Origin of the sequence: Dorea hominis (genome assembly GCF_014287705.1) — a bacterium.
Taxonomy (GTDB): Bacteria; Bacillota; Clostridia; order Lachnospirales; family Lachnospiraceae; genus Dorea_D; species Dorea_D hominis.
Window position 1 is genome coordinate 95031 of the sequence record NZ_JACOOY010000010.1, and the last position, 8561, is coordinate 103591.

Sequence of the window (8561 nt, forward strand, 5' to 3'; positions counted from 1 at the left end):
TCCTTATTTCCATTTCCTATTATAAAAAAATAGCGCAAAAATGTGTAGGAATTATGTCCGGCAGTTTTACTCTGTTAAAATAAAATCAAATTATTTCTGCCATGAATTCAGGACATTTGTCCTTTTGCTATTTTACAGTCATTATACATTAAAATAAAGCTCTCAGTTATTTAGATAAAGAAGAACTGAAAGCTTTATATAACATTTTCTTTCTGGTACCTCTTTGCCATAATATGCCTAATTATATACATCACATCTGCTCTATCAGCCTATGTTCTTTCATCTGAAATATTCTATCCATACCTTCCAAATTTTCTTGTTTATGTGTAATCACGATAATCGTCTTGTTTGAACAATCATTCAGAAGCATATCATGAATAAATTTGTCATAATCTTTATCAATGCTGGAGGTTGCCTCATCTAATATTAAAATCGGTGAATCTTTTATAAGTGCCCGAAGCAGACCTATCTTCTGCCGTTCACCCCCCGAAAGATTTTCTCCATTTTTTTGTAAACTGCTCTCATACCCATTTGGCAATTTTTTTAAAAATCCTTTCATATCCATTTTCTCAAGCTTTTGATTCATTTCCTCCAGTCCTATATTTTTTCCCATGACAATATTATTCCACAATGTATCCGCAAACAAATAAATATTCTGGCTTACGACACTAAACATACTTCTATATTGGTCTATATCATATTCTTTTATATCCACACCATCTATATAAATATTTCCCTGTTCTGGTTCGATAAAACGCAGCAACATTGATAACAATGTTGATTTTCCGCTTCCGTTATCACCAATAATGGCAATCTTTTCTCCCTTGTGGATTTCGAGGTTCACATTTTGCATTATCGACCGTTCCGTGTAAGAAAAAGAAATATTTTCCATATTAATACTATGTTTTAACTGACAAATTTTTCCCTCTATATTTTCTTTCTTTTCCACATCTGTCTTAATAAATTCTTCTATTCTTTTTATAGATGGTTTTATCTGCGCAAATATAAGTTTTAAATTCATCACTATTGATATCGGATTAATCACATAATTACTATATGTAATAAATGCCGTGAGACTCCCTATTGTAAGTTTACTCTTACAAATAAAATATCCGCCTATTCCATATAGAGCCGCTGTTATTAAGCCTTTCAAAGCAGAATCTGTCGACATATTATATGCTTGTATAAGTTTACCTTTCTTATTGATTTCCAAAATCTCTTTCTGTTTGCTAATCAAATTCTGTTGCTTTTCTCTATATAAATTCCATAATTTTATCTCTCGTATTCCATTAATAGAATCTCCAAGCCATGAAGAAAAATTTGCAGACGCTTCTATCTCCTGTTCTGACAATTTTTCTTCTTTCTCTGCAAACATCTTAATTAGCAAATATTTTATCGGTACAACCAATAATACCAAAAGCGCCAGTTTCCAGTTAATTACCACTAAGCCGATAACACCACTTATAATTTGTAAAGCATATCCTAATACATACATAATATTACTATCAAAAAGTGAACATACACTATTAATATCTGTTGACAGTTTATTTACTATTTCCGTAGAACTATTCTCCATAAAATAACTTTGTTTTAGTCTAAATAATACTTGTCCGGCTTTTGTATATAAACTGATCACAAGTCTATTCTGCATATCCACAAATAGCCTGGTCTGTATTATGCTGGTTAGTTCTTCTATGACTACCAATACAATAAGGGAAAATGCAAATTGCAGTATCAGTTTCATATCTTTCCCAAGAATTCCCTGATCCATTATCCTTTTCAGAATCATTGGGCGCAGAAAAGAACTACCTATTAAAATCAAATAGCAAAAAACAATCCATATAATATTTTGTTTTTTTATTATTTTTTTCATGAAATTCTTCCTCTTTCTACTACTAATTATGAAACAAGGCGTTTTCCATGCTATAACAGCCTGTAAAACGCCTTCAGTTTCTTATCTATAAGTTCTGCATTCGTCCAATTATCTGATTATAAAACGCTTCCCTTGTTCCTTCTCTTTTCAACTCCTCTAATATCTGTCCATCTTTCAAAAAGATAATTCTTTTACAATGACTCGCCACCAGTGGATCATGTGTAACCATGATAATTGTCTTATTCATTTTTTCATAAATATCTTGAAAAAGATTAATCAATACTTCACTCGTTTTAGAATCTAAATTTCCTGTCGGTTCATCCGCAAGAATTACTTCCGGATTATTAATTAATGCACGACAAATTGCTACTCTTTGCTTTTCTCCTCCAGATAATTCATAAGGCCTTTTCTTAGCAAGCCTGCCGATTTCTAATATTTCCTCAAATTTTTTTGCTCTTTTTATACTATCTGTTGCGCAAGCCTTGTCAATCAACATTGGAAGTACAATATTTTCCTCTACCGATAAACTATTCATCAAATAATAGTCTTGAAACACAAATCCTAATTGTTGCCTTCTTATTACCGTCCTGTCATTTTCCGACATATCTCCTATATTCTTATCTTTATAATACAGTTTTCCGTTTGTTTGTTTTTCTATTAGTCCCAAAATTTTTAATAGTGTTGTTTTTCCGCACCCAGATTTTCCCATAAACGCTACATATGCATTTTCTTCTATTTGAAAATCCATTCCTTGCAAAACATGTATTGCTTCATTCCTTTCCTCACTATCATTATTAGTTAAATAGTAATCCTTTGTCAGCTCTTCTGCCTTAAAAATTATTCCCATATTTATTCCTCCCGCAAAGTTCTAATATATCCAAATACAACACCTTGCATTGTAACTATGTATGCCAGACAATAAATACTCCAGAATAAAATCAGATATTTTGAAAATTTCCACCATGTTTCTATAGGATATAATCTTACCGAAAAAGTCACAATTGAAAACAAACACGCTGAAACCAATGCAACTCCCTCCGAAATATAAATACATTTACTATTTTCCTTAAATAATATCTTTTCACGTTCTTTTAGGGGCATGCCCATATATTTTAAAAACCTATTACGATTTTTATTCTCTTCCCTTTCTGTCATCAATTTAATAAGCAGTAAAAAAACTCCAATCAAAAAGAAATACAAACTCATAAGTATATTTATGACGATTTTAACACTTCTTTCCATTATCAAATTATTTTCAGCCATATCTTTTAAATAATAAGAACGTATTGACTGATCATACTCTTCATCATCAATATGTTTTTTTTGATACTTTTTTAATATTTTCTCTATACCCGGCATATCTATTTTTTTCACGCCATTAATTAATACCAATTTTGTTGGTCCTTGCCTGATCGTTACATCCGGTATTCTCTCCTTCGGATTTTCAATTTCCCTTCCTGTATAAATATTTCTTGTCTTCCACCATTCTTGCGCTACATCAAAATAGTTATCCGATAAGACAATGATATTCTCCTTAATTCCTTGTCCAAAAACACCTATAAGACTCTCTATTTCCTCTCCGCGGATTTCCTTAAAGTAGTATCCTATATCACTCCTTAGCGCAGTAAGCGCTGTTTCTCTGCTAATTCTGGTACATGGCTGCCCAATATGCAGAAGCGGTTTCCTCGAATGCATCCAAAAATCTGTCGGTTGTGCTTTTATAGACATATCCTGTTGATGAACAATATAAATATTTTTTCCATCTTTCGATAATCCAAGTGGTTTTGGCACATACGATTGATCTAATTTTTCCTTCAACTTATGATATGTACTTTCCGATATTCCAATCTGTTGTCCCTGTACAGTTTTTTCTCCAAAAGATTCCAAGCGTTCTGTACAATCGAAATTCGAAATACGTACCATCGGATATTCTTCTATATTTACTTTGTAATCAATTGCCATTTTATTAAAAACAGACCTATCTCCATCATCAGCGATACAAACTATATCATAGGGATACAATTGTTGTGGCTTTACGACCAGAATAATAGAGATAATTTGAAAAGAAAATAAAAATAATACGCATAAATGCACAACCGTTAATGCGTATAAATATCCCGTTTGTGTCAGAGATTTATTCCACATTTTATTTTCTTCTATCATTTTATACAAATAGCTGATTTTTTTTCGTCGCTTTATACAAAGATACGCTGACATGTATCTAAACAACACTAGCAGTCCGCCTAAGAAAACTCCAATAATATAAAACGACTCAAAATTGTATATTTTACTATATCGATAAAGTTGGCTGACACATAAAACCATTCCAATTGCTGTCAAAACTTTAAGAAACCGCTTTGGCATACGCTCTTGTATATCACGTTTATCTACTGAATTTCCCATCTGGAAACTCCCATAAATATCTCTTGTAAACATACAGGAAAAAATATATATTACCCCTGTGATGGATAGAGCTTTAATATAACAATCTGCCCCTATACTCTGTATATCCATTGATAAATTTGCCCATTTCTCCAACACGTAGACAAAAATATTCAGCAACAATTTGCCAGCCACTATCCCTGCTATTCCAATAATGATTCCTCCAAAAATGCTTTCTATAACTCTAATATAGACAGAAAGTTTTTTCTCCATTCCCAATGTCACAAGCATCTCATAGTTATTTGTACTGCATTTAACATAATATAGAAGAAGCAAAATGATTGTAAATAATAATATAAGTTCAAGTGGCGCATACAATTTTAGTAAAAACTGCGTATCATTTCCCATCACTGACTTATTTATTCTGTAATTTAAAGCAAATAACTTCTGCATGCCAAAGCCACAGAAAAATATGCCCAATGCTAAACTGCCACTGAGCAGCACCATTACATAATTTTTCCAATTACTCCTGAAAAGTTTCCATAATATTTTGTAAAAAAGCGCACTATATCCTTCATTATTTTTTATTTTTAAATAATATTTTTTATACCTGTTTTGAAATTCTTCAACTATTATTTTTTTGCAGTTTTTTTTTCCGGTAATGCTGAACTCAATAATTCGATCAGGGTTATTATTACTGTTATTATCGGGAAGAGTGTTCCTTGTATGGTATTTGTACAAAGAGACGCTATACTATATCCAGTTATATTAACAATCATAAGCCCAATTGATGCGTAAAATGTCACTAAATTCAGTCTCCAGTTTTTTCCGATTACTACACACACAATATATCCAAGACACAAAAGGATAAAGCAAAAGTAAAGAACAACCTGAACCTTAACCATAGCCCCTACGAAATTAGGATTGTCTACTATTAGCCCGTTTCGTTTAATCATTGTATGTATTCCTATCGTTTCAATCTTTCTTTTCAGTTGAACAATATTATATTTTGTATTACCTACAATAATCCAAGGGTAAAAAACAATAATGATATTTATAATATAGCATATAATAGAAAATACGCGTTTTCGACGATTTCTTTTCATACTCTCTTCCTCCATTCTATGCTATTATATTCTAGCATTAACCCACTATCAATGTATAGCGGAAAATACCGCTATACATTGATAAATTTCCTTATGCTGTGGAATAATCGCCAAGAAGTGCTGCCGTATTGAAATTGGAAGAATATCCAGCTGGAGTATTCCTACAATGACATTTAGCATTACAAATACACCATCTTGAAACAACGACCGTTCCATAGCAAATCACTATTTTCTCCAATTCTTCATAATTATTATATCTATCCATTACTGCAACTATTTGTTCCGCTAATGCTTTTGTATAATTCTTCATCATCGCCTCTTCTCTGAAAAAATCTGTTTTGTCTTTCTTTTTAAGAATATTATATTCTTTTTTCAGATTTTTTCATTCTTTTATCCTCAACGTACACTTTTTGATCCCCAATGTAAAAAAGTACCGTAAGAATCATTTCCTACGATACTTTTTATACCTTATTTCTTTATTTTGTTATAATTTCCAACTCTTGAATCACTCTCTCTTTCTCTATTTTCAAGTTATGAATCATGTCTTCATGTTTCTCTAAAACTTGTTCTGCCCAGTATAAGCCATTTCCTCTTCCTTCCCCTTTTGTAGAATGTCCTTTCTGTGTCATGCGAGAAATATCCGGCTGATTTTCAAAATTATTTTGTATACAAAATCGAACTCCCTTTGTAGTCTCTTGTATAATAATTTCAATTTCGCCATTTTTCATAAACTCTGTTTCCTCAATCGCATTATCAAGAAATATGCCCAATATACGAACCAACTCTTCCATATACTTATAATCAACTGTCAGATTTTCAGCTATATTTACCCGTACATCTATGTTTTTTGCGAAAGCCGATAACAATTTCTCATATAAAAACCCTTTTATTTCCATTGGTTTAATATTTTTCAGGCTTCCCCATGCCATAGATTGCGCTTCCACTTTTCCCTCTGGTAAATAAATTTTTTTATAAAAGAAGGTCCGTAATTCCTCCATTTCATTTTCACGAATATATCCTGACATCGTGGATAAAATATTTTTATAGTCATGGCGAAAAGCCCTTGTCTCTTCTAACATCTTTTCGAGATTTTCTACATAATTTTCTAACAATTCCTGCTGGTGAAGCATGGTCTTTTGTTTCTCTTCTGCTTCAATTCCCTTTGTAACATTCACAAGAAGCCATGTTGTTACTATCAAACACAACAAAAATAATATATTATTAAAAGCTAAACCGCCGGTGGGATAACCCACTTTTTCACCCATAGAAATGTTTATAATAAATATCACCATATATACTAATATATTTATAGCCACCGCTTTCTGAATACGCTTAGATACGGTAAAAAACATTTTTTTCATTCTTCTTTCCGAGTATAATAATTTTCCTACTCCCTTCATCACATATGTTAAAATCACTCCATAAAAAATGTAAAAGTAAATCCAATATCTGGCTACTATACTTTCCACACTTATATGAAAAACAGAATCTAAAACCAGAAGGCAAAAATTATTTAGCAAGATATTCAGCATACTTCCTACCGCTGCTAATCCTACATTGATAATTCTTTTTTCATCTACCGTAAAAAAAATTATTACTAAAACCACAGGCAGAACAATCAGACCAACCAAGTGTCCAAGCATACTTCCTGCCAACGTTAGTCCTGTAATTACACTAATGATAAATAATTTTTCTACACTTTTTAATTTTTGTGTCAATAATTCCGTCGTCGCTATACAAAGAAAAATCCCTGTGCAAAGGCAGCTTATTACATTATAAATCATTCTCCTTCCTCCATCTCTACTGCTCTTTTACCAATTTTCTCATTTCTCTATATGAAATCTCTACTTGCAATCCTCCTGACATAATTGCAAAATAATTCTTCTTATTAATCTCTCTAATCAATCTCTTCTGAACAATACATGATTTATTTACGTATGTAAATTCTTCTCCCAGTTTCTCAAGCATATTTTTTAATGTCACTTTAATTCGTATCTTTTGACTTGTTGTATAAATATCTACCAAATGGCTACTTTTTATTGCCTGTACTACAACAATATCCTTTATCGGAATTTCTATAATCCGACTTCCTGACTCTACTCTTACCGTCGGATGTATATCTCCACTTGTAGATTCCTCTATTTTTCGAAATACTCTGTCCAATCTTCTTTCTATTCTTATACTCATCTTTCCTGCGAGAAAATCCTGTGGTTCCTTCACTATATATTCCACCGCTTCTAATTCATACTCAAAAGCTTTATAAGCCAATTCATTACAAGATGTCAAAAATACAATATAACTATTTTTAACATTCTTTTTTATTTTTTTCGCCAATTCAAACCCATTCATAATATATCCATCCAATTGGATGTCTATAAAAAACAATGCCGGATTTTCTCCACATTCTCTCATGTCCAGCAATATATGCTCTGGATTTTTCCTGGCTGATACAATTCGAGCATCTTTATATGTATCCGTAATATATTTTTCTATTATTTGTTTAAAATATAATAATTGCTTTTCCTGATCTTCACACAAATATACCTGTATCATAGAACTCTCCCCCCCCACGTTGTTATGCATTAATATATCCTTGACAATGTTACCATAAATTGTCAAAAAAATCATCCCAAGATACTTGAAGGCGGCACTACAAAATTAACATCCCCCTTTTCAATGTACTCATTTATGTAACTCCTGTCACTTCAAACGAATCCTTTTTTCTTAAAAAGTTATATACGATAATGGGGAATTTCAACGAAAAATCTTAGAAAATTTCGTGTAAATATATTTGAAAACAAGACCATTGCTCTTATCTGCCGAATCTGCCATTGAGTGTTTCTACACTACAGTTTCTATAACACAATATCTTACAATATAGTAAAAACCTGTAAAGCTTATGCCTTACAGGTTTACAAACTCCCCGAGTTGGGCTCGAACCAACGACCCTTCGGTTAACAGCCGAATGCTCTACCACTGAGCTATCGAGGAATACTTATATAGTATAAACCCATGCAATATATTTTGCAAGGGGTTTTAACAATTTTTTATATACCTTCAAAACTGCATACAAGAAATATTCTTCATCCTTTACCTATCACCTTGCTTGGTCATGCCCTCGACCGATTAGTATCAGTCAGCTCCATGTGTTACCACACTTCCACCTCTGACCTATCTACCTCGTCGTCTTCAAGGGGTCT

General features: G+C 32.2%; 7 protein-coding genes, 1 tRNA gene and 1 rRNA gene. All 9 read right to left on the reverse strand.

All coding sequences use genetic code 11. The annotated features are described in order from the left end of the window. Positions 1 to 250: 250 nt before the first annotated feature. Positions 251 to 1873, reverse strand: coding sequence for an ABC transporter ATP-binding protein (locus H8S07_RS09055; RefSeq protein WP_117538287.1), 1623 nt, complete (start codon positions 1871 to 1873; stop codon positions 251 to 253). Positions 1874 to 1958: 85 nt separating this feature from the next. Further along, positions 1959 to 2720, reverse strand: a complete 762-nt coding sequence (locus H8S07_RS09060) for an ABC transporter ATP-binding protein (RefSeq protein WP_117538286.1) — start codon at positions 2718 to 2720, stop codon at positions 1959 to 1961. 2 nt (positions 2721 to 2722) lie between these two features. Continuing rightward, positions 2723 to 4762 carry a hypothetical protein gene (locus H8S07_RS09065; RefSeq protein WP_117538285.1) on the reverse strand — a complete coding sequence of 680 codons (2040 nt, stop codon included), beginning with the start codon at positions 4760 to 4762 and terminating at the stop codon, positions 2723 to 2725. Between the two features lie 125 nt (positions 4763 to 4887). Next, the gene (locus tag H8S07_RS09070) at positions 4888 to 5361 is read right to left on the reverse strand and encodes a hypothetical protein (protein WP_117538284.1); all 474 of its coding nucleotides are present in this window, start codon (positions 5359 to 5361) and stop codon (positions 4888 to 4890) included. Positions 5362 to 5452: 91 nt separating this feature from the next. Beyond that, entirely contained in the window at positions 5453 to 5674 is a 222-nt protein-coding gene (locus H8S07_RS09075; protein ID WP_147323704.1) for a hypothetical protein, read from the reverse strand. A 163-nt stretch (positions 5675 to 5837) separates the two neighbouring features. Then, on the reverse strand, positions 5838 to 7145 hold the full coding sequence (locus H8S07_RS09080; protein WP_117538282.1) for a sensor histidine kinase: 1308 nt from the start codon (positions 7143 to 7145) through the stop codon (positions 5838 to 5840). A gap of 16 nt (positions 7146 to 7161) precedes the next feature. Next, positions 7162 to 7914, reverse strand: a complete 753-nt coding sequence (locus H8S07_RS09085) for a LytR/AlgR family response regulator transcription factor (RefSeq protein WP_158549924.1) — start codon at positions 7912 to 7914, stop codon at positions 7162 to 7164. Between the two features lie 366 nt (positions 7915 to 8280). Next, positions 8281 to 8352: transfer RNA gene (locus H8S07_RS09090), tRNA-Asn, on the reverse strand. Positions 8353 to 8467: 115 nt separating this feature from the next. After that, positions 8468 to 8561: ribosomal RNA gene (locus H8S07_RS09095) — 23S ribosomal RNA — on the reverse strand; the annotation flags it as partial.

Excerpts from the sequence above, each read along its gene's own strand:
- H8S07_RS09055 (WP_117538287.1), bottom strand. The coding sequence starts at position 1,873 with ATGAAAAAAATAATAAAAAAACAAAATATTATATGGATTGTTTTTTGC.
- H8S07_RS09060 (WP_117538286.1), bottom strand. The coding sequence starts at position 2,720 with ATGGGAATAATTTTTAAGGCAGAAGAGCTGACAAAGGATTACTATTTA.
- H8S07_RS09065 (WP_117538285.1), bottom strand. The coding sequence starts at position 4,762 with ATGGTGCTGCTCAGTGGCAGTTTAGCATTGGGCATATTTTTCTGTGGC.
- H8S07_RS09070 (WP_117538284.1), bottom strand. The coding sequence starts at position 5,361 with ATGAAAAGAAATCGTCGAAAACGCGTATTTTCTATTATATGCTATATT.
- H8S07_RS09075 (WP_147323704.1), bottom strand. The coding sequence starts at position 5,674 with ATGATGAAGAATTATACAAAAGCATTAGCGGAACAAATAGTTGCAGTA.
- H8S07_RS09080 (WP_117538282.1), bottom strand. The coding sequence starts at position 7,145 with ATGATTTATAATGTAATAAGCTGCCTTTGCACAGGGATTTTTCTTTGT.
- H8S07_RS09085 (WP_158549924.1), bottom strand. The coding sequence starts at position 7,914 with ATGATACAGGTATATTTGTGTGAAGATCAGGAAAAGCAATTATTATAT.